Source organism: Paenibacillus sp. FSL M7-1455, from assembly GCF_038004655.1.
Taxonomy (GTDB): domain Bacteria; phylum Bacillota; class Bacilli; order Paenibacillales; family Paenibacillaceae; genus Paenibacillus_AQ; species Paenibacillus_AQ cookii.
On the sequence record NZ_JBBORO010000001.1, the window covers coordinates 5,295,977 to 5,317,438 of the forward strand.

17 protein-coding genes are annotated in these 21,462 nt (G+C 52.6%); 5 read left to right on the forward strand and 12 right to left on the reverse strand.

The genetic code is table 11. The features are described from left to right. Window positions 1-412 precede the first annotated feature (412 nt). The 7 genes from NYE48_RS24240 to NYE48_RS24270 form a co-directional block, all read right to left on the reverse strand. On the reverse strand, window positions 413-667 hold the full coding sequence (locus NYE48_RS24240) for a DUF2164 domain-containing protein (protein WP_341000220.1): 255 nt from the start codon (window positions 665-667) through the stop codon (window positions 413-415). Window positions 668-903: 236 nt separating this feature from the next. Beyond that, window positions 904-2,436, reverse strand: a complete 1,533-nt coding sequence (locus NYE48_RS24245; protein ID WP_212952275.1) for a right-handed parallel beta-helix repeat-containing protein — start codon at window positions 2,434-2,436, stop codon at window positions 904-906. Window positions 2,437-2,562: 126 nt separating this feature from the next. Further along, entirely contained in the window at window positions 2,563-3,516 is a 954-nt protein-coding gene (locus tag NYE48_RS24250) for a carbohydrate kinase family protein (RefSeq protein ID WP_212952274.1), read from the reverse strand. Further along, window positions 3,513-4,814: an alpha-galactosidase gene (gene melA / locus NYE48_RS24255; RefSeq protein WP_341000221.1), complete on the reverse strand. Its 1,302-nt coding sequence runs from the start codon at window positions 4,812-4,814 to the stop codon at window positions 3,513-3,515. The genes NYE48_RS24250 and melA overlap by 4 nt, the downstream gene beginning before the upstream one ends. 20 nt (window positions 4,815-4,834) lie before the next feature. Next, window positions 4,835-5,659 carry a carbohydrate ABC transporter permease gene (locus NYE48_RS24260; protein ID WP_212952272.1) on the reverse strand — a complete coding sequence of 275 codons (825 nt, stop codon included), beginning with the start codon at window positions 5,657-5,659 and terminating at the stop codon, window positions 4,835-4,837. 17 nt (window positions 5,660-5,676) lie between these two features. Continuing rightward, window positions 5,677-6,570 carry a carbohydrate ABC transporter permease gene (locus tag NYE48_RS24265; protein WP_246537210.1) on the reverse strand — a complete coding sequence of 298 codons (894 nt, stop codon included), beginning with the start codon at window positions 6,568-6,570 and terminating at the stop codon, window positions 5,677-5,679. Window positions 6,571-6,628: 58 nt separating this feature from the next. Then, window positions 6,629-7,909, reverse strand: a complete 1,281-nt coding sequence (locus NYE48_RS24270) for an ABC transporter substrate-binding protein (protein ID WP_246537208.1) — start codon at window positions 7,907-7,909, stop codon at window positions 6,629-6,631. A 260-nt stretch (window positions 7,910-8,169) separates the two neighbouring features. On the opposite strand from NYE48_RS24270, the gene NYE48_RS24275 reads away from it, so the two are divergent. Together NYE48_RS24275 and NYE48_RS24280 are read left to right on the forward strand one after the other, a co-directional pair. Further along, window positions 8,170-9,201, forward strand: coding sequence for a LacI family DNA-binding transcriptional regulator (locus NYE48_RS24275; protein WP_212952270.1), 1,032 nt, complete (start codon window positions 8,170-8,172; stop codon window positions 9,199-9,201). A gap of 402 nt (window positions 9,202-9,603) precedes the next feature. Further along, window positions 9,604-12,495, forward strand: a complete 2,892-nt coding sequence (locus NYE48_RS24280) for a carbohydrate-binding protein (RefSeq protein WP_341000222.1) — start codon at window positions 9,604-9,606, stop codon at window positions 12,493-12,495. A gap of 237 nt (window positions 12,496-12,732) precedes the next feature. On the opposite strand, the gene NYE48_RS24285 is transcribed toward NYE48_RS24280, so the two are convergent. The 5 genes from NYE48_RS24285 to NYE48_RS24305 form a co-directional block, all read right to left on the reverse strand. Beyond that, a complete protein-coding gene (locus NYE48_RS24285; RefSeq protein ID WP_341000223.1) occupies window positions 12,733-14,181 on the reverse strand; it encodes an ABC transporter substrate-binding protein in 1,449 nt (482 codons plus the stop codon). Window positions 14,182-14,299: 118 nt separating this feature from the next. Continuing rightward, window positions 14,300-15,175 (reverse strand): carbohydrate ABC transporter permease, encoded by an 876-nt coding sequence (locus tag NYE48_RS24290; protein ID WP_341000224.1) that lies wholly within the window; start codon window positions 15,173-15,175, stop codon window positions 14,300-14,302. Further along, window positions 15,172-16,095: a carbohydrate ABC transporter permease gene (locus tag NYE48_RS24295; RefSeq protein WP_246537206.1), complete on the reverse strand. Its 924-nt coding sequence runs from the start codon at window positions 16,093-16,095 to the stop codon at window positions 15,172-15,174. Before NYE48_RS24295 ends, NYE48_RS24290 begins: the two co-directional genes overlap by 4 nt. A 107-nt stretch (window positions 16,096-16,202) precedes the next feature. Further along, complete coding sequence (locus tag NYE48_RS24300; protein WP_341000225.1) at window positions 16,203-17,534, reverse strand: response regulator transcription factor; 1,332 nt, start codon at window positions 17,532-17,534, stop codon at window positions 16,203-16,205. A gap of 17 nt (window positions 17,535-17,551) precedes the next feature. Continuing rightward, window positions 17,552-19,351, reverse strand: a complete 1,800-nt coding sequence (locus NYE48_RS24305; RefSeq protein ID WP_036708855.1) for a sensor histidine kinase — start codon at window positions 19,349-19,351, stop codon at window positions 17,552-17,554. A 245-nt stretch (window positions 19,352-19,596) separates the two neighbouring features. On the opposite strand from NYE48_RS24305, the gene NYE48_RS24310 reads away from it, so the two are divergent. The 3 genes from NYE48_RS24310 to NYE48_RS24320 all read left to right on the forward strand — a co-directional run bounded on the left by NYE48_RS24310 (window position 19,597) and on the right by NYE48_RS24320 (window position 21,395). Next, the gene (locus NYE48_RS24310) at window positions 19,597-19,971 is read left to right on the forward strand and encodes a winged helix-turn-helix transcriptional regulator (RefSeq protein ID WP_212952265.1); all 375 of its coding nucleotides are present in this window, start codon (window positions 19,597-19,599) and stop codon (window positions 19,969-19,971) included. Window positions 19,972-20,044: 73 nt separating this feature from the next. Continuing rightward, a complete protein-coding gene (locus NYE48_RS24315) occupies window positions 20,045-20,668 on the forward strand; it encodes a cysteine hydrolase family protein (RefSeq protein ID WP_341000228.1) in 624 nt (207 codons plus the stop codon). A gap of 187 nt (window positions 20,669-20,855) precedes the next feature. Further along, window positions 20,856-21,395, forward strand: a complete 540-nt coding sequence (locus NYE48_RS24320; RefSeq protein ID WP_341000229.1) for a CBO0543 family protein — start codon at window positions 20,856-20,858, stop codon at window positions 21,393-21,395. The last annotated feature ends 67 nt before the right edge of the window (window positions 21,396-21,462 follow it).

The following is a 21,462-nucleotide window of genomic DNA, read 5'->3' on the forward strand; positions in this document are numbered from 1 at the left end:
AAAAAAACAAGATGACAAAGAAAAGCCGTCTTCGTTTCAGGAAGAAGCAGCATCTTTAACACGACAAAAAAACAAAAAGAAAGACAAGGATATCCCGTCTTTCTTCAACGCATGAACAACATATGAAAGATGAAGATCGTTAAAAATGGGCAGACGAATCCCGTTTACTCTGTAAGCGAAAAACAGAGCCTTTGAACGTATTTAATTACTTGTTCAAAGCACGGGAACGATTAATTACACCCATAATTCAACAACCCTCCTTAGTTTGATGGACAAAGTACAACCACTACATCATAATTTCATCGGCGGATAAAGTCAACCGAACCGACCGGTCCCATTTTATCCGAACGATCGGCGGCCGCCTGCTTGCAGCGTTTCAGGATCACAAAAATGTTCCGGTAACGTGCAGCTTCTAGCTTCTCCGATGCATGACCGGCTTCTCGAGCGCATACAGCTCGTCGTCGATTTGAGCCATTTTCTCGGCAATCATGGCCCTGGCATCCGCGATGCCCTGATTATATATGAACGGTCCAAGCTCGCCGATCATAAAATCGATGATCTGTTCCGCTGCCAGCTGCCCGATGCTTTCGGAACGCTCCTCCTCGAAGTAGGCCTGCACTTTATCGGCAATAGCCGCTTTTTGTTCCCTGGAAATTTTGATGACCAAATTAAACGTTCTCCCTTCGTTCTCGATTGTTGGGGTTTGCGCCACGCCTATTTATTACGGAATGTCCAAGCAAACATAATACAAAATAACAAAGAGTTCAAGGCGGGATCTAACAAAGCGCGTTTCATCCACAGCAAAAAAAAGAACCTTTATGCTCAATGAGCATAAAGGTTCGACGCAAGTCGTCTTGAGCCGAATGGGGCCGCAATCGCAATTAGAAAATATGCGATCTATCCCTATTCATCCGCCCCGATATTCACGGCTGAACCTTGCACTCTGGCTTGGCCGTCGATATCATATTCCCCAATGATGGCCGTATCCGTCGAGCCGGCATCGATCGCCGGCGACGTAGGCTGAAGATGAAAATCGTTATTCGAAACGTTCAGGAACTTCGGATCGGCAAAAATGGAGTGCGCGTCGTTGCCTGTTTTGGATTTATACGCCGAGAAGCCGGTGTACTCTTTGTTTTTCCATGTCCACGATGCGTCGGAACTGCCCCCTGGCGCGAAGTAAAGGTTATAATCGACGATATTCCCCGTATTTTTCGTGTACTCGTTATAGATGAGGACATCGGAGGAGCTGGCCACCATGATGTTGTTTTTGATAACGTTGTTTTCCGTATCGTACTGAACGTATAGTTGGCCGTTTCCTTCGCCCAAGGAATCGTTTTTATAAAGCGTATTGTTGACGATGTTGCAATTCTTGGTGGAGCCGCGTTCCGTGTCATATCCGCCCATGGCAATGCCGGTCAAGCGATTTTGGTAAATCATATTGCTGCGCACCGTAATGTTGCTGGTCGACCTGCCGGCATGTTCGGATGCGATTTCGACGCCGATGTCGTTGTTGTAGCTGTAGTTCTGCTCGATGATGCTGTCTTTGCCGCCATCGACGTAAATGCCGCCCGCTTCGGTGCTGCCTTTCTCGTAGGACGGATTGTCGGCGGACGTGATATTGTAGATTCTGTTGCCTTTGATAAGTCCGTTTCGCGCCTGGTCGTAGGCGGCGTTCGGGGACTTGCCTTCAAATCCGATGACATCGATCCCGATGTTATCGTTGTCGTGGATCACATTGTTCGTAATATGGAACGTATCGACGTTGCCGTTCACCACCAGCGATTCGCTGGAGCCGAGCACGAGATCGTAAAGCTCGTTGCCGTCGATCGTAATGTTGTGGATGGAATCCGGCGCTTTCGTGCCGTATACGGCGATCCCGTGCGCATCCCTGCCTTCCAAGTCCTCCCCTTTCGGGGTAGCGGTATTTTTGATGTCATGGACCTTATTGTTCGATAAGGTTATGTAGCTGCCCGAGCCGTGCACATAGATGCCGACCGGCATGACGCCGTTTTTGGCGGTCGCATAATTCCGGATTTCAAAGCCGTTGATCGTGATGTAATTGGCGTCGGTCAGGTCAACGATTCCTTCCTTGCCGCTCACCGAAAGTCCGGTGCCGTCGATAATCGGTACCTCAGACGCATAATTCGAAAACGTGATCGCGCCTTGCTCCGCGGACCCGGAACGGGTGATTTTCAGCTTTTGGTTATACACGCCGCCGCGGACGTAGACCGTGCTGCCGGGCTCGGCAACGTCGGCTGCGTGCTGCAGCGTTTTCCATGGAGAACTCAGCGTTCCTGCATTCGCATCGCTGCCGCTTGGAGATACGTAATACTCGGCTCCATCCGCCGCAGCTTTGGATGGTGCCGCATTCCCAAGAGAGAACGCCAAGGCGGCAATACTCAGACCCATGATTATACGTTTACCGAATTTCAACATGATTTCAGTCAGCTCCTTCAATATAGTTTTTTAAAAACAAGTTTGCAGAACCGCTCCTTTTTTATATCGGCTGCAGTTCATTTCATATCCATGAAACCGAAATTAGTGCATCATAAAAGCTGCACACTATCCTTCCTCCTGCAAACGGGCGACGCCCTCCGCCGTCGGCAAGCAGCCGGTGCCGCCCACGCTGAGCGTCGACAAAGCGCCGCACGCATTGGCATATCGGAGCAGCGGTTTGGCCGTTTTTCCATGCAAGTATCCGTAAATGATGCCGGCATTAAAGCAATCCCCCGCCCCCGTCGTATCGACGGGCGACACGCGGTATGGCTCCGCAAGGATCACCGAACCGTCCGGTTCGCGCAGCGAAGCTCCTTTGGACCCTTGCTTAACGGCAATGCGGCCTGTAGTCGGAGGGATTTTCGCGAACGCTTGGCCGAGAGACGCTGCCTCGAAAATATGCAGAATCTCTTCCTCGCTCGGAATAAACAAATCGGTATGGGCCAACAACGCGCATATTCCTTCCCGATCCCATGCATTCCTTACGTCCCACCCCGTGTCGAACGAAGTGCTGACGCCGCGGCGCTGCGCCCGCTGAAACAGTTGCGGCCAATGCGGCCTCATGGCGTCCTGCAGATAATAGGAACCGAAGTGAAGGTGGTTTGCTTCCTTCAGGAGCGACTCCGGGATGTGATCCGGCCCGACCAGCGGGATGCTTCCCGGGTAAGTAAGCAGGCCGCGGTCCGACGGCGTCGAAAAGGACATCGTCACGCCCGTTTGCACGCCGGGCAAACGGACGACATGTTCCGTATCCACTCCCATCCGCTTTAATTCCGAAACGCAGAACGTCCCGAAATCGTCGTCGCCAACGACGCTGACGAACCTGACGTCCGCCCCGAGGCTGGCAAGAGCGCAGGCGGTGATGGCCGAGGAAGAACCGAGGACGACCCGAAAGCCGTCGACGATTTTCTCCCGGTTCCATTCCGGTATAACGTCGCTGCCCGTAACGATGACATCCACGTTCAATTCACCGACGATGACGACAGTAGGGGCGGTCCCCCCATTTCCCGCTCCGCTCATCGCAAATCCGGGATGAAATCCCGCTCCGCTTCGTAGAGTTCCTCGAACATGTCGCTGATTTCTTTAAGGGAACATACGGCGGCGGACAATGGATCCACCATAAGCGCATGCCGCGCCATGTCCTTGTCGTTTTCGAGCACGGCGCCGACGGCCAGTTCGAAAAATGCCATATTGGAGCGGCAGAGCGCGGCCAAATGCTCCGGCAGCTCGCCGAACCGGCAAGGGTTTATGCCGTTCCGGTCGATCATGCATGCCACCTCGACGACGCCGTTTTGCGGCAAATTATGAATAAGCCCCTCGTTCGGCACGTTGCCGTAAATCACTTTCGGTTCGTTCTTCAGCATCGCTTCGATGATGATCGCCGCATATTCATTGCTGGATTCCAGGCTGATCGGAAGCTTTCCTTCAAGCTTCTGCAAGATCTGCTCGTCGTTTTCCTTGCGCCAGATCGGCCAGTTATTGGCATAAAAACCGGTCGCTCCATTATAACCGGAACTGCAATGCTGGTCGATCAAATCCTGCCGTTTGCGGTAATACGGAATATATTCGGAGAAATGTCCGCTCGATTCCGAGACGAATGCCCCCAAGTACTTCATCGCGTCAAAACGCACGGGATCTTTTTTCAGCAGATCGGGGTCCTTGATTTTTTCGCGAAGCACCGGATATAAATCTTTGCCTTGATGCGTCAGCTCCACGAACCAGGACATATGGTTGATGCCCCCGGCTCTCCACTGCATCTCTTCGTAAGGAACACCGGCGTATTTGGCAAGCTGTCGCGATGTATTCTGGATCGAGTGGCACAAGCCGACGACCGGGATCTCGGTGATCCGGGAAGTGAGCAGCGTAACGGCCGACATCGGGTTGGTATAGTTCAAAATGATACAATCCGGGCACAACTCCTCGATATCCCGCACGATGTCCATCCAGCTCGGCAGCGTTCGCAGCGTTTTGAACAAACCGCCGGGGCCCAGCGTATCGCCGATGCATTGATTCACGCCGTATTTCAACGGAATTTCGTATTCATACCGAACGGTCTGCAGTCCGCCGACTTCGATCTGATTGATGACAAAACGGGATCCGGAGAGCACCTCTCTGCGGTCGACGGAGGCGATGACGTCCCATCGTTTCCCGGTCATTTCGATGATTTTGAGAACGAGCTTCCGGGCAATTTCCAGCCGGTCCGCATCGATGTCGACAAGCGCGATCGTACCGCCCTCCACGCCTTCGATGTTCAAAATATCCACGGCAATCTCTTGCGTAAAAGCGCTGCCTGCGCCGATAATCGTTATTTTTGTCATAAGTTCTCTCTCCATTTTGTTTATTTCATGCCGGTCATCGTCAAACCTTTAACGAACTGCTTTTGGAAAATCAGGAACACGACGATGACGGGAATCGTGATTAAGACGGCCGCCGACATGACGACATTGTAATTGACGACGTGGGTGCCGTTAAAATAGACCAGCGCAAGCGGAACCGTCATTTTTTCGGTATCGTTCAGCACGATGAGCGGCCATAAGTAGTTGTTCCATGCATTCATGAACGTAAAGATCCCCAGTGCGGACAACATCGGAAAAATTAGCGGCGCGATGATGCGGACCATCAGCTTCAGTTCGCCCGCCCCATCGATTCTCGCAGCCTCGAGCAAGTCGTTCGGAATCTCCTCGATAAACTGCTTTGCCAGAAACACGCCGTAAGAACTGACAAGATTCGGCAAAACGATCGCGGCCAGATTGTTGACGAGCCCCAGCTTGGCCGTAATCAAATACGTCGGAATCATGATGACCTGGAACGGAATCATCATCGTAGCCAGGATCAGCAGAAACCAAATCCGTTTGCCGCGAAACTGATGTTTGGCGAATACGTATCCGGCAAGCGCGCTGGTGAACAGGGTGGCGGCCGTGATGATGACCGAAGTGACGGCGCTGTTCAAGAGCCAGAGGCCGAAGGGAGCGTCCGCAAACACCGTACGATAGCCGTCCAGGCTGGGATGCTTGGGCCAAAAGCCGCCTGAGCCCGAAATGATGTCCATGTTGCTCTTGAACGACGAAAGCACCATCCACAGATAGGGGACCAGCATGACACAGGCTGCTACCGCGAGCAAGGCCGTGACGGCAGTATCAAGCCAGACATTTTTGCGACGCATACGTTTTCAGACTCCTTTCAATATTCCCACTGCGTACGGCCCAATCTCAATTGCAGCACAGTGACGATTAATATAATCACGAGGAACAAGGTGGCCAAAGCCGACGCATAGCCCATATTCGAATTGGAAAAGGCCTGGTCGTAAATTTGCAGCGCAAGTACCCTCGTTTCGTTGAAAGGCTCGCCCTTGGTCATGATCTGGAACTGCGGAAATGCTTGAAAATAAGAAATAACGGTTGTAATCGTGACGAACAGCGTCGATCTGCTTAACAACGGCAGCGTCACATGGCGGAATAAATGCCATCGGTTCGCCCCGTCCAAAATGGCGGCTTCATAGTACATTTCCGGAATCGAATCAAGGCCCGCCATGAACAGGACGATGTTGTATCCGATATCGGCCCACAACGTCATCATGATGACCGACAGCAACGCGTAATGCGGATCGCTCAGCCATTGTACGGGCGCGATGTGAAGCTCGCCGAGGATCATGTTGAACAAGCCGTTCTGGTAATTGAACATCGTGCTCCAGACGATGGCCGTTCCGGCAAGCGGAGCAATGGTCGGGAGGAAAAACACGGTGCGGAACAAATCCTTAAGCCAGCGTACCCGCACCCGCTGAATCGCCGTCGCGATCGCTAGCGTAATGACGAGATTGGAAATCACCGTAAAGAAGACGAATTTGAACGTGACCCACAGCGATTTAAGGACAACCCCGTCCGTAAACATGCGCAAATAATTCGCCGCGCCGACGTAGCGGGCATGATCGCTCATCGGGTTGTATTGAAACAAGGACAAAATCAGGCTCCACGCAATGGGAAGGAAGGCAAACAGGCCGAACAACAGCAGCACAGGCGTTAAGAATGCGAATACAAATCGCCGCTCGTTGCGGTAACGGCCAGGCTTCTTTCGCATTCCTGCCCGCTTGTTATCGCTTATTACGGTCGCTTCGTTCATTATCCAGACACTCCGATCATTTATGGTTGTCCTGACTATCGTTTATCGCTCTCTCCATCGTTTTGAGACCGTCTTCCACGCTCTCTTTCCCCGCTGCGATCAGTTGAAAATGATCATTCACCTGCTTGAAGAAATAATCGCGGTCCGCGATCGGACCGATCCATTGTCCGTACTGAAGGACGGAGAGCGGTGTTTTCATATATGGGTTTTCCTTGACGAATTCCGGGTCAGCCGCAACTTCCTTCTTGGCCGGAACGGTAAAAGTGTCGAGATTCCATGCTTTCAGACGATCCTTCTGCGCCATGAATTGAATGAAATCGAGCGCTTCCGCTTTCGCCCTGCTCTTCTGGGCGACGACGGTTCCCCAACCGGATTCCGCCGCAAAAAATGGTTTCTCTGAGGTGAACGAGGGCACGGGCACATAATCGAAATCCTTCACCTGGTAGTTATCCAGCCCCGCTGCGATCGTCCAAGGTCCGCGGTAGGTCATGGCGGAATTGCCTTGAAAAAAATAATCCGAGATATCCAGCTGGCTGCCAAAGGTCGTCAAATCCGCCACTTTATCGTCGGCGACGAGCGCCTTAAGCGCCGCCATCGCTTTGACCGCTTCGGGGGTCTGGAAATTCACGTGCTCGTTTTCGCCCCAGAAATGGCCCTTCTGCTGCAAAATGAGCGAAAGAAACGAAAAGGTGATGTTATCGGTGGATACGAAATCGAAGCCCTTTACTTTTATGCCTTTGCCGTCCCGCACGGTCAGCTTCTTCGCGGCATCGACGAGTTCGTCCCATGTGGCCGGCGGGCGGTCGATTCCCTTCTCCTTCAACATCTGCGGGTGAATGAGCATGCCGCCGTTTTCGATGTTGTACTCCATCGGCAGCCCGTACAGTTTGCCGTTCAGCATATAGCCGCCGACAGGCGCCGGGTAATACTCCTTGCTCAGCGTTTCCCCGTCCGGAAGCTCGGCAAGCGCGCCGTGACGGGAATATTCCGGCACCCATGTACCGAACATTTCAGCAATGTCGGGAGGGGTCCTCGCCGAAAAAGAGGCTTTTAATTTCTGGTTGTAAATTTCGTAAGGAAATGTTTGAAATTTGATTTCGACGTTGGGGTGCTCGTTTTGGTAGGCTTCGATCTGCTTCTCATAAGCCGCAACGAAAGCGTCTTCCTGATGCGCCCAGAAAACCAGCTTTACCTTGCCGTCAACGCTTGAGTTCGACCCCGCTCCTGCCGAGCACCCCGATATTGCAAAATACATGCAAAAACATAATAAAATTGCCGCAATTCTAGAAGATCGCACATTCCTCCTCCTTTCAACCTTTATTCAAATACCTATGGCAATGAGCCTCAATCCATATGGAAAATATAGCGCATTCATCGGATTACGTCAATGGTTTAATTTTCACTTTTTGCGGCAAATTTTTTGCGTGTTTTTTCTGTATTTGCGCTAAATGCAGTTGACCTCGTATCTCTTTTTACTTAACATAGAATGTGGGATTTTGCCGCAAAAATAGAAGCAATAACATGACTGACATAACGAAAAAAGGCAGGTTATACGTTATGCCCACATTAAAAGATATAGCCGAACGCGTCGGCGTCTCCATCTCCACCGTCTCCCGCGTGCTGGCCAACGAATCCAACCGCTCGGTCAACAGCCAAACCAAGCAAAAAATTTGGGATGCCGCACGGGACCTTGGCTACCCCGTCAAGCCGACCTCACAAGATCCGTCTCCGACGGTCAAGGGAATCGGCTGCATCGTATCGACGATGCAGGACCGCCATTACCATCCCTACTTTTCGGTGATATGCGAAGGCATCGACAAGGAATTGGCCAGAAACGGCTATAAGCTCGCCTTTACCCATACGCAAGAGGAGCTGAAGCGGCCGGAAATTATGCGGGAAGTGACGGACGATCCGCAGATCGAGGGAATCATTTTGATCGAAGGCCTCGACGGAAAAATGTACAACCATATGAAAAAGCACGTCAAACAGATCGTCGGCATCGACGTGTCCGACCCGAGCATCCCGACGATCTCCTACGACCGGGTCGAAGCTGCACGCATGGCCGTTGCGCATCTGATCGACCAAGGCCACCGCGATATCATTTTCATCGGCGGCACCGGCCTTTCCGGCAACTTTGAGCGGGAAAAGCGTTACCGCGGCTACAAAACCGCGCTGGAGCAGGCCGGTCTCGCCGTCCAAAGGCAGCATGTCCTGAATGCCGAGTGGGAGCCCGACAATGCTTACCGGCTGATGCTGAAATTCCTTGAACAGCCGCCCGGGCAGCTGCCGACGGCCGTGTTCGCAGCCAGCGACATTATGGCCATGGCCGCGATGCGAGCCATATCGGAGAAGGGCTACCGGATCCCGCAGGACTTCGCCGTTGTCGGCTTTGACGATAACGAACCGTCGCGGTACACGGTGCCGCCGCTGTCGACCATCCACATCCCGGCATTCGAGCTCGGGGTCGTTGCGGCAAAAACGATGCTCCAATGCATTCACTCCCCGTATCCGCTGCCTGTCAAAATTTTGCTGCCGTTTGAACCGATGTTCCGGCAGTCAAGCGATTGGCGCGTACCGAGGCAGCACTAAGCCGGAATAACCCACTACGAAACGGTGGACGGCGGACGGGTGCAGCCCTGGGAACGGACCGGTGAAATGGTCCAGGACGAGAAACTTCAATCACGTCCGATGCGGACAACAAGGCCCTCAACCCCGCGATCAGGCGGGATTGAGGGCCTTGCGCTTAATCTGGGAGCAGCCCGCATTTCATAATACCGCACACAATGTCGATAGAAATGCGACTTCAATTCGAAGCAAAGACTGCCTTATGATCATAATGCAGTACTTGATTATCATGAAAAAAAAGGAGGTGTCCCCCGGTTTAAGGCAGCGCTTACATTTGCATAAAAGGAACTTTTCTTCCATTTCGGGAGCGCGAGAATGGCACAACAGGGACTAAGAGCCGCTCGAAAAAAACTATTGTAAGGGAGAATGAAAAACGTGAGAAGCAAAAAACGAATCATTGCCTGCGTTTGCATCCTGACCATGTTATTAGGAACGTTCCTGATCGCTGCTGAACCCCCTCGTCCTGCCGAAGCCGCCGGACCGCAAAATTTGGCCGCCGGCAAACCTGCGACGGTGTCGGGTTATGCCGACGTATATGTTGCGTCCAATGTCACGGACGGCAATCAGGGCACCTATTGGGAAAGCACCAACAATGCCTTTCCGCAATGGGTTCAGGTCGACCTCGGCAAAGAATCCTCGATCAACCAAGTCGTATTGAAGCTGCCGTCCGGATGGGAGAGCCGGTCGCAGACGTTGTCCGTTCAAGGAAGCACGGACGGAACCAACTTCTCGGAGATGAAAGCACCCGCTGCTTATCTTTTCGATCCGAATGCCTCCAATGCGGTAACGATCGACATCCCCGCCGCCAATGCGCGTTTTGTCCGGATCAACGTCACCGCCAATACCGGCTGGCCGGCCGCACAGTTTTCGGAAGTCGAAATTTATGGCACTTCCGCTAGCGAAACCTGGGCCATTCCGGGCAAAATCGAAGCGGAAAACTACAGCGCCATGAACGGCATCCAAACCGAACCGACGACGGATGCGGGCGGCGGCCTGAACGTCGGATGGATTCATGTCGGCGACTGGCTGGATTACGATGTCGACGTGCAGACTGCCGGCACGTACGCCGTAGAGTATCGGGTGGCCAGCAATGTCTCCACCGGCGAGCTTCAGCTTCAATCCGGCTCGACGACGCTTGCCTCCACGAAGGTGCCCAACACCGGCGGATGGCAAAATTGGCAAACCGTCACCGCATACGTGACGCTAAGCGCAGGACCGCAAACGCTCCGCATTTATGCCAGCGGCTATGATTTTAATATCAACTGGATCCGTTTCGCATCGGATGACGGAGATCATGAACCTCCTGCCGCCCCGACAAATTTAACCTTCACTGAGCCCGCCGCAGACACCATCCAACTCACCTGGAACGCGTCAACGGATAACGTGGGCGTCACCGGTTACGACATCTTCGCGAACGGTCAGCTTCGCGGCAGCGTAAGCGGATCGACGCTCGCCTATACGGACAATCAACCCGCAAACGCAACCGTTGCCTACTACGTCATTGCCAAAGACGCCGCCGGCAATTCTTCCGAGCCAAGCAACACCGTAACCCGGTTCGGTTCGGGGGACAATCAGGCCGGACGGGGCGCAAACATGCCTTTTACCATTCTTGAAGCCGAATCTTCCTCCAACCCGACGAACGGCACGAAATTGGCCCCCAACTTTATCCCGGGCGATTTTGCGGGCGAAGCTTCCGGGCGTTCGGCCGTTTATCTCGATGCCAACGGGGAATACGTAGAGTTTACCCTTACCTCGCCGGCTAACGCCTTTGTGCTTCGCAATGCCGTAGCGGAAAACACCAGCGGAACGATCAGCGTTTACGTTGACGGCGTGGATAAAGGCAACTTTAACGTCTCCTCCAAGTACTCGTACGTATATGCTACGCCAACCACGCTTGGACGGCTGGGATACGACAACTCGGGCTCCAAAGCTTACTGGCTGTATGAAGATGCCCAACTCATGCTGGACCAAGTCTATCCGAAAGGAACCAAAATCAAGATTCAAAAAGACGCAGGTGACGTGCCGTGGATTTACGTGGATATGATCGAAACGGAAAACGTCGCCCCGCCGGCTTCGAATCCGGATCCGAGCAAATACGTCCAGGTGTCGAACACCAAATCGATTGAGCAAGCGCTGAACGAGTTCAGGCAAGATCCCACCAAAAAAGGAATCTTTATTCCTGCCGGCGAATGGACGATTCCATCCAAAATCCATTTGTACGGCCGGGCGACCGAAATCATCGGGGCCGGACCATGGCATACCAAGCTTATGGCTCCCCAAAACCAAACGAATACCGATGTCGGATTTAATATCGGATCGGAAGCCAACGGTTCAACCATCAAAAACTTATCCGCTTGGGGCAACTATGTCTACCGGCAGGACGGCCCGGGCAAATTCATCGACGGAAACGGCATGAAAAACGTCACCATCGAGAACGTTTGGGCGGAGCACTTCGTCTGCCTCTATTGGGGCGTGAACTCCTCCCACAACACGTTCAAAAACAACCGGATCAAGAACATGTTTGCGGACGGGATTAACATGACGAACGGTTCGTCCTACAACGTCATCGACAACAACTATGCCCGCGGCACCGGCGACGATTCGTTTGCCTTGTTCAGCGCGATCGATGCGGGCGGCTCCTACAACGTAGGCAACAAGTACACGAATCTTACCGCCACCAACGTCAGACGTGCCGCCGCTTTTGCCGTGTATGGCGGCCAAGGCAACCTGTTCCAGAATTTGTACGGGGCGGACACTCTGACTTACCCGGGCGTCACGATCAGCAGCCTAAGCTTCGGATACAACACGTTAGGTTTCGGCGATCAGGACACCGTCATCGACGGCGTCACGCTGGATCGCACGGGCGGGGATTTCTGGACCAGCGTCGGAGCTGACGATAAAATCAATGATTATCAAAACTTCGGAGCCATTTGGTTCCATGGCGGCGACCGGAGCTTCAAGAACATTCTCGTGAAAAACGTCGATATCAATCAACCGGTGTACTTTGGGCTCATGTTCCAATCCAAATCTCCGGAAAATCTGCCGATGGAAAACGTTCGCCTGGAAAACATCAACATCAATCAACCGACCCGCTACGGGATCAAGCTCGTAGCCAAAGCGGAGGACGGGCAAGGACCGGTCGTCGGCACGGCGAGCTTCACCAACGTTAAAGTGAACAATCCCGGAATCAAAGCCATTTACGGCGAAGACAAAAGCCCGAATTTCCATGTGATCCGGGCGTCGGGCAACAACTGGTGATCGCGCGGGTTTCGGCGGGATGAAGATTGTCCCTTCACGCCGAAGCCCCTAAATAAAAAACAATTGTTACGGAGGACTGGAGGCGGAATCCTAACCGCGGCCGTCCTCCGTTTCTGTTGTTCATCCGTGCTTCTTAAGCGCGCTCTCTAACAGTGCCCCGGCATTCCGAATGCCAAAAAGAGGTTCCACCGGCCCGTGTTTGACCCGGTGGAACCTCTTTTTTCATCGCGTTATCGATTATTGCGCTTTGATCTGGTCGAAAAACTTCGTCTGCACGAGTTTGGCCGCTGCGTCCAGCTGCGCTTTCGAATCCGTTCCTTTCTTCGAGAAGGACTCCTGCACGACGTTGGACATGGCGCCGTAATAGTCCTGCGTTCCGTACTGCGCCTCAGGTTTGCCGTCGATGAGGCTCAGCATTTTTTCGTCGTAATGGTAGACGTTGTCGTATTTGGCGTAGATGGCATTGACCTTTTTCGCGTATTCGGAGTTGTCGCTGAAGTAGTTCAGCGGAGCAGGCACGTAATATTTGTTCTTGCCCTTGCGCTCCTGAATATTGGCGTCGAGGGCTTCGAGGCCTTTATCCGTGAAGTAATCGAACGTGATGTAACGGAAAGCCATTTCCTGCTCTTCTTTCGTCGCGTTCGGGTTGATGACCAAATAGTTGCCGCCCAAAATGCCGATATGCTTGCCGCCTTTTTCCGCCGCAGGCATCGGATAGGCAATGACGTTTTCAGGCTTGAGGCCGCCTTGGTTCAAGGCGGAGTCGATGATGTCGTATGCGCCGGCGATGACCATGGCCGTCCGTCCCTGCTGGAACGCGTTAATCGCATCGCTCCAGCCTAGCGCCCAGTCCTGCGGAATCGCGTTCGCTTCCCATCTCAGCTTTTTGTAGAAGTCGAGCGCTTTGACGCCGGCGTCGGAGTTGAAGGCCGCCGTATATTTTTCGCCTTCGATGTTTTGGATTTCGCCCCCGGCTTCAAACAGGAAATTGGTCCAGTTCCAGCCGGCCTCGTTGCCTTTGCCCATCGGCGCGATGCCCGAAATGCCCTTCTTGGCGTCCGTGGCGCCTTTGGCGGTGTTGTACATGTCATCCCACGTCCAGTCCATGTCCGGCAATGGAACCTGCTTGGCATCCAAAAGGCCTTTGTTGATGACGGTGGAGGTCACGTAACCGTTTTGCGTGATGCCGTACACTTTGCCGTCCACGATAAACTGGTTTTGCAGGAGCGGGTTCATCTCGTCCTTGTATTCCCAGCTGTTGTAGAGATCGCTGATATCCGCCACCCAGCCGTGCTCGACGAGCATTTGGGCTTCCGTCGCGAAGGTGTTGTAGAACGTCGGCGCCTCGTTCGAAGCCATTTTGATGCCGATTTCGTTCACGTTGTACTGCCAGTCGTCCTTGACGATCGTCACGTTCGGATATTTCTCCGTAAACCGTTTGATTTTATCGTCTTCCTGGGCTCTGGCTTCCTTCTGGTCCGGCAGCGGATAGTGGATCTTGATCGTGATCTTTTTCTGCGAGATGTCGTCCGTTTTGGCCGGCTCTTCGGTTTTGCTCCCCGTTTCGCCCGTGCCCTGGGAACCGGTACCGGTTTTGTTTTCTTCCGCCGTTTTATTGCCGCTGCAGGCTGCCAGCATGGCGGCCGACAGCATCAGGCTGAGCAGCAACATGGAAAACTTGCGCATGGAAACTCCCCTTTTCGTTTCAAAGTTATACTTGCCCTTTTATCATAAAAGAGATGATTCGTTCTAACGATGTGCAATCATATGCCCTTCGTGTGCAGGCCTACGATGTTGCCGGATTTTATCCCTTCACCGCGGACAGGCTGACGCTCCGCATAATGAACCGCTGGAACACGAGGAACACGAAAATCGGCGGCACCATGACCATGAACAGGATCGCGAATTTGATGCTGTTGTCCATGCTGCGCGCGTTGATGACGTATTTGTAGATCGCCGTCGCCAAGGTGTATTTCTCTTCGCTGTGCAGCACCAGGGACGGCCAGAACCAATCGTTCCAGGCGCCCGAAAAAATAAAGATCGCCAGCGTCGCAAAAATCGGCACGGACAGCGGGACCGCAATGCGGATGTAGCTGTTGATCTCCGAAGCTCCGTCGATGCGCGCGGCCTCGAAGATCTCCGGATGGATGCCGTCAAAAAAATTTTTCATCAGCAGGAAATAATACGCGCTTGCCCCCGCCGGAAGCCAGAACGCCCAGAAGGTGTTAAGCAGCCCGAGGTCCTTCAGGTTGACGAAGTTCGGAATCATGTAACTCGAAGCCGGAATAAACAACGTCATCAAAATAAAAAAGTAGATCGCCCGGTGATAAGGCACCTTCAGGCGCGAAATGCTGAAGGATGCAAGGCCGAGCACGAAAATCGTCATCACCAGGTTGCCGACGAACACAAACAGCGTGTTTTTCAGGAACATCGGCAGATCGATGTATTCCCAGCCTTCCTTGAAGTTGCTCCAGTTCCACGTCTCCGGGAAAAAATGCGGCGGAAACATGTTGACTTCCTGATTCGTTTTCAGGCCGTTGAACATCGTCATCAAAATCGGATACAGCATCGTCACGATCATGACGAGGATGCCGAACACCATGAGGCCGTACACGACCCGGTTCAACGGCTTTTTCAGGTCGGAATCCGACAGGATGCCGCGTTCAGGCTGCTTGCTCATCTTTCATACTCCTCCTTGTTGAGCTTGTATTGAAGCAGGCCCACCAGGCTGAGCACGATGAACATCAGCATGCCGAGCGCCGTCGCCGTGCCGTAGTCCAGCCGCGTAAAGGCGTATTTGACGATGAGCAGCGCATACGTCAGCGTCGCGTTGTTCGGTCCGCCGTCCAGCAAGGCAAGCTGCGACTGGTAAGCCTGGGACGTGCCGATCACCTGCAAAATGAACATCAGGATGATCAGGCTGCGCATCGAAGGAAGCGTGATGTGCCGAATCCGGCTCCATACGCCGGCGCCGTCGATCTCGGCCGCTTCGTACCAGTCCCTCGGGATGCTCAGGACACCGGCCAGGTAAATCAGCATCGCCGACCCGAACTGCTGCCACGTCTCCATGAACACGATCGCGACCATCGACCAGCGGCTGTCCGAAATGAACGACACCGGATCGACGCCGAGCGAGCTCAAAAGCCCGTTGATCGGCCCGACCGGATCGTACATCCATCTCCACATGCCGTACAGCACGACGCCGGGCACGACGAACGGCAAATAGGCGGCGATGCGCGCGAAGCCTTGGAAACGGCGCAGCTCCGAAATCGCGATGGAAGCGACGATCGGCACCCAAAATCCGATAATGACCGTCAACAGCATGTAGTACAGCGTATTTTTGATCGCCGTCCATACGTCAGGATCATGGAACACCCGGACGTAGTTGTCCAAGCCGACAAAGGTGTTGCCATTGACGAAATCGATCTCGTAAAAGCTGTACAATGCCCCTTTGGCGATCGGCACCCATAAAAACAAAATAAAAATCACGACAGCCGGCAGCAAAAACATGTATCCCCAAAAGTGCTTTTTAAAAACGCCTCTTCTTTTGGACGATTGGCTCTCGCTGGCCGGCTGCCTCACCAAACCTGGCTCCCCCATGGTTCTCCCTCATTCCTTGTTGATTTCCAGCTTACGTTCATTGTAGGAAAGGGAGCCGCCTCGGAACATGTCTAGTTCTATGTGAATTATGGTTGATCTTACTTCTTCTATTTCTTCAGGTCGCTCGGGCTGACGCCGTAGTACTTTTTGAAAATTTTGCTGAAGTGCTCCGGCGATTCGTAGCCGACCCGCTCGGCGATTTCGTAGCGGCGCAGATCGGTGTGCAGCAGCAGCGACCGGCTTTCCTCCATCCGCAGCTTCACCACGTATTCCCACAGGTTGAAGCCGGTCATTTTTTTGAATAAATAGCTCAAATAGTTCGGGCTGACATGGTTGCGCCTTGCGACCTCTTGGATCGTAAGCCCCTTTTGGCAGTAATTCTCTTCGATGTAGGCTTTGGCCTGATCCACGATGCGGTTGCTCTGCGTGGAAAGCTCGTCGGGGTTCGGGTCGCGGGCATAGTTATGCCAGCTGAAATCGCCGTAATAAAAAACGTGGTAATCGCCGTGCTCCCGGGCCCAAAGCATCGCCTTGTCGGCCTGGCGGCTGAGTACGTGGACGAACTGCAGCCCTTTCAGGATCTGGCTGATGCCGACCGTGCAGTCCATTTTCAAATATTTGCCGATATGATGGTGCATGCTCCGGCCGATCATCTCCAGCTGGCTGATCCGGTTCGCATGCTGCTCCGCGTACGCCTCCTCGCTCCATTGCGCCAAAATATTGATGCTGCGGTCGGGCGCATAAAACACCCGCGCATCCAACTCCCGATCCAGCAGCTCCTGGATGATGTTCAGCGAAGCGTACTGCATGAGCGGAATGTCCCTTACCGGAAACGGCCTTTCCCCGTCCGCCCCGTTCAAGGCAAGCTTCACCTTGATGACGGCGAAATACGGTCCGGTTATCCCGATGCTTTCGTAATACGGCTGCTCCGGATACGGCTCATCCGGATGTTCGACGCTTTCCGCGAGCAGACGGTTCAGCGGCTCGTTAACCTCCGGCTGCGGTTCCTCCATGCGAAAATCCCCTTGGCCGCCCGACAGCACCTCTTCCGTGCGCGGCAGCGGCTTATCCATCTTGAGCAGCACGCTGCGCACCGAGTCGAGAAACTGCTCGCTGTTCAGCGGCTTGATCAAATAATCCCGCGCCCCCAGGCGGATGGCCATCTGGGCATACTGAAACGTCTCGTGCGCGGAAATGATGATCGTCTGCACCCATGGTTTGACGATTTTGGCTTGGTGCATCAGCTCGATCCCGCTCATTTCTCCCATTTGGATATCCGTGATGAGCAGATCGATATCCTCCATGCGAATGTAGTCCAGCGCTTCTTCACCGCTCGCCGCCGTCATGATTTTGCCGATGCCAAGGCCCGAAGCGTTCAAAAGCCCGGCCAGCCCTTTGCAAATCAGCGGTTCGTCATCCACGACCAAAATGTTGTACATCGCTTTAGTGCCTCCTTTTAGTCCTCTTGCCTCGTGATCTGCAGCGATACGGTGACCGTCGTGCCTCCGCCTTCCCGCGCCTCGTAAGCCAGTCCGTATTCGGGCCCGAAATGCAGCTGCAGGCGCTGGTGAATGTTGCGGATGCCGTACCCTTTCGCGGGATTCGGCGAATCGTCGCCGAGCACTTTGCGGATCGTTTCGTAATCCACGGGTTTGAAGCCGTTGTCCGAAATGCGGATGTACAGCACGCCCCGGCGCTCTTCGGCGGCAATCCGGATTTCTCCGTCTTCGCCCATATTTTTAATGCCATGAATAATCGCGTTTTCGATCAGGGGCTGGAGCGTGATTTTCGGAATGTGGACGGAATACAAATGCTCCGGAACGTCCATTTCGACGCGGAAAGCATAATCGTACCGGTTCTGCTGCAGCTTGATGTAAGCCGTGGCATGCTCGAGTTCCTCTTCCAGCGTAATCAGCTCCCGTCCGCGGCTGAGGCTGATTTTCATCAGCTTGGACAAATCCTTGATCATTTCGGCGGAAGTCGTGTTCCCTTCCATCATGCTTTTCCAATAAATGCTCTCCAGGGTGTTGTACAGCAAATGCGGGTTGATCTGCTGGTATAAAAGCGAAAGCTGGAATTCCTTCTGCTTCAGGTCCATCGCGTATTGATAATGGATAAGATCGTTCAGCCTTCGCGCCATGTCATAGATCGTGGAGATCAGCACGCTGACCTCGTCGTTTCGTTTGCGCAGCGGGGTCTGCGGCACGATCTGGCCGGGTTCGTACCTGCGGACGAAAAACACCAGCTTTTGCAGCGGCGTCATCAGCGACCGCCAGAAATACAAAATGATGATCAGGCCGACGATAAAATAAGCAATCGAAATGACCAGAATGACCCGCTTGATTTCGTTCTGCTGCTGAAGCAGGGCTTTGACGGGCACTTTGTAGATCAGCTTCTGCTGAAGCACGTAATTGTAATCCGCCACGTAGATGAAATCCTTTGTGATCACGTCCTTGACGCCAATGGCGGAATTGCCGGGGTCAAGCTCCGGCGGCAGGTCGAGCACGCCCGTTCTCCCTTGTTCCGTCGTCGTCAAAATATGGTTGTTCCAATCCGTGAAATAAATCTCGCCTTCCGGCAGTGACACCGTTTTCAAGGATTCGCCGATCCGGGCATCGACGTTGGACACCGCCAGCACGCCGATCGTCCCGCCTTTGTAGATGTTGTTGATCGCCCGCACGTAAAGAAGCGTCTGCTGATCCTTCTGTCCCTTCACGGGAGGCGAAAGATGATCCGTCAGCCTCAAATAACCGTTCCCTTTGCGGGAGACGGCTTCGTCGAACCATTCCGGCTTTTCCTTCTCGCTCGAAAAGAAATACAGCCCCGACTTTTTCGATTCCGGGTAATAAGGGGCGAAAAAATAAGCGTTATCCGGATCGTACACGTACAGCGAATAATAGAGCGGCTCCCGCTCATCGGTCTCCTGCGAATAGGTATTGAGCATGACCTCGATTTTTTCGTAATTTTTCACCCGGGTCAGAATCGTTTCGTCCCCGGCCGTGCTGAGCTGCTGAATCATCGCATTTTGCAGCACGGTGGACGTCACCTTGTTGATCGTTTCGATATCCCGGCTGATGAGCTTGAAGTTTTGCTTGTTCAACTCGATGTACGCATTGGTCACGTGGCGTTTCAACACTTGCCCCGCCTTGCCGTTGCCGTAACTGTTCAGGATAAAAAGCGGAATGACGAGCACCAGAAACAGCAGGATCATCTGCTGCTTGACGTTCATTTTCGTTAACGGGTTCCGCAGCTTCATCGGCCAACACCTCCGCCCTTTCAATATAACAGTTCTAAAATCGGGCCAGTATGTGCATTTCTACGATCATCATGGGCATTTCCACATACGCGGCGTTTGTCAGAAAATGTAACTCTAGTGTAAATCATTTTGGGATGCTTGCCAGTTTTTTTATGGTAAAAACAAGCGGCGGACGAAAAAAGCGGAGAAAACGAACAAATGAAGAATTTTCCTGTTTTTGATATGATGGCATAGAGGTGAGTCCGATGATTATCCGAGAGCAATGTACCTGCCCTTTAGAGGTTGTACATGACATTATAAAGGGCAAATGGAAAACCATGATCATTTATCAATTAAAAGACGGGAGTATGTCCTTGGCCCAACTGGAGAGGGATATCGACCAGATCACCCAAAAGATGCTGCTGCAGCATTTAAGAGAACTCAGGTCTTCCGGAATCGTCGATAAAATCAAAACGGAGGGTTATCCGCTGCATGTCGAATATTACCTTACCGAGCGCGGAAAAAGGCTGCTGGACGCGGTGCTGATCATGCAGGAAATAGGCATTGATTACATGGTGGAGATGGGGCAAACCGAACTTCTCGACCGCAAAGGCATTCCATACCCACAAAAAAGTGGGTAATTCACCGTACGTCATACCGGTACTATAATGCGTGTAGAAACCAACTTTTCTACGAGCAAAGGAGCCATGTACCATGAATACTGCATTTATATCGGTAGACATTCAGAACGATTATTTCAAAGGAGGCCGAAACGAGTTATACCATCCCGATCAGGCGTTAACCCATGCCCAAGAAGCATTGGCGCTGTTCCGGGAAAAAAACCTGCCCATCATTCATATTCAGTGCATTCTTCTGGATGAGCAGGCCGCGTTTTTCCTCCCCGGCACCGAAGGAATCCACATTCATGAAGGCGTAAAACCTCGATCCGACGAAAAAGTGATCGTCAAACATACGCCGGACAGCTTTTTTCAAACCGAATTGCAAGCGCATCTTGAATCGATCCAAGCAAAGCGGTTGGTCATTTGCGGCATGATGAGCCACATATGCATCGATTCGACGGTTCGAAGCGCAAGCCGCTTGGGATATGAAGTGGTGCTGCTGGACGATGCGTGTGCCACCAGGGACTTGGAATGGAACGGTACCGTGATTCCGGCCCAAACCGTCCATGATGTTTTTATGGCATCGCTGCAGGGTACGTTTGCTCAAGTCATCCCCGCAAGCAGCCTTCGCGACATGATTAGGCATAAACTCCAACAACAAATGATCAGAGGATGCCATTGTCCCGGCTTCTTTTTTACAGCATTCCTTAGGCATTGAATTCTTACGGCGGCTTGGGCAAGTCGCCGTTTCATCCTTCCTTCGCAGTCTATTCCTCTCCTCCCGGCTCGAATTCGTTCGTTATCGGACCGTCTATTGCATAATTCCACCTTTGCAGGCTTAAAATATGCTCAATTATGTTAACTGGTTTGCTGCACAATTCGATTGGTTAGGTAAGGAGATATCCATGAGTTCATACAAGGACATCAGAGACGTTAGGGAATCCCTCGAACAAATAAGCACAACGGACTGGTTGCAGCATTCATTGGGATCATGGCAATGGTGGCTATTGTTATTCTCAGCCATTGCTCCTTGGATCATATGGTGGATCTTTTTCGATAGAAAAAGAGGCAAAGAACTTTTGATTTTGGGATTGGCATTTTCAATTGTTGCGATATTTCTGGATAATTTGGGTACGTTCTACGGTTTGTGGGGATATCCGATCAAATTAGTTCCTTTAACTGTGCAATTTATCCCCGGCGATTGTGCCGTATTTCCGGTCACATTTATGTTTATGAATCAGTTTGCAAAAAACAGAAGGTCATTTATCATCATTGCCATAGTAGCTGCGGCTGTATTTTCGTATATGATCGAACCTATTTTCAAAGCAGCCGATATGTACCGGCCTCACCATCCATGGAATTATTCATGGAGCTTTATTGGGTTCGTTTTGGTTTTTATTTCGGTTCGCTCAATTGTCTATATGACGCTCAAGAAATTGGCGTGATGACGGATAGCAACCCGTCCGCAGGGCTTCAACGAGCTACGGCGATGATGGTGTGATCACATGGATG

Excerpts from the sequence above, each read along its gene's own strand:
- melA (WP_341000221.1), bottom strand. The coding sequence starts at position 4,814 with ATGACAAAAATAACGATTATCGGCGCAGGCAGCGCTTTTACGCAAGAG.
- NYE48_RS24250 (WP_212952274.1), bottom strand. The coding sequence starts at position 3,516 with ATGAGCGGAGCGGGAAATGGGGGGACCGCCCCTACTGTCGTCATCGTC.
- NYE48_RS24285 (WP_341000223.1), bottom strand. The coding sequence starts at position 14,181 with ATGCGCAAGTTTTCCATGTTGCTGCTCAGCCTGATGCTGTCGGCCGCC.
- NYE48_RS24265 (WP_246537210.1), bottom strand. The coding sequence starts at position 6,570 with ATGCGAAAGAAGCCTGGCCGTTACCGCAACGAGCGGCGATTTGTATTC.
- NYE48_RS24315 (WP_341000228.1), top strand. The coding sequence starts at position 20,045 with ATGAATACTGCATTTATATCGGTAGACATTCAGAACGATTATTTCAAA.
- NYE48_RS24275 (WP_212952270.1), top strand. The coding sequence starts at position 8,170 with ATGCCCACATTAAAAGATATAGCCGAACGCGTCGGCGTCTCCATCTCC.
- NYE48_RS24260 (WP_212952272.1), bottom strand. The coding sequence starts at position 5,659 with ATGCGTCGCAAAAATGTCTGGCTTGATACTGCCGTCACGGCCTTGCTC.
- NYE48_RS24280 (WP_341000222.1), top strand. The coding sequence starts at position 9,604 with ATGAAAAACGTGAGAAGCAAAAAACGAATCATTGCCTGCGTTTGCATC.
- NYE48_RS24290 (WP_341000224.1), bottom strand. The coding sequence starts at position 15,175 with ATGAGCAAGCAGCCTGAACGCGGCATCCTGTCGGATTCCGACCTGAAA.
- NYE48_RS24305 (WP_036708855.1), bottom strand. The coding sequence starts at position 19,351 with ATGAAGCTGCGGAACCCGTTAACGAAAATGAACGTCAAGCAGCAGATG.
- NYE48_RS24300 (WP_341000225.1), bottom strand. The coding sequence starts at position 17,534 with ATGTACAACATTTTGGTCGTGGATGACGAACCGCTGATTTGCAAAGGG.
- NYE48_RS24320 (WP_341000229.1), top strand. The coding sequence starts at position 20,856 with ATGAGTTCATACAAGGACATCAGAGACGTTAGGGAATCCCTCGAACAA.
- NYE48_RS24295 (WP_246537206.1), bottom strand. The coding sequence starts at position 16,095 with ATGGGGGAGCCAGGTTTGGTGAGGCAGCCGGCCAGCGAGAGCCAATCG.
- NYE48_RS24310 (WP_212952265.1), top strand. The coding sequence starts at position 19,597 with ATGATTATCCGAGAGCAATGTACCTGCCCTTTAGAGGTTGTACATGAC.
- NYE48_RS24245 (WP_212952275.1), bottom strand. The coding sequence starts at position 2,436 with ATGTTGAAATTCGGTAAACGTATAATCATGGGTCTGAGTATTGCCGCC.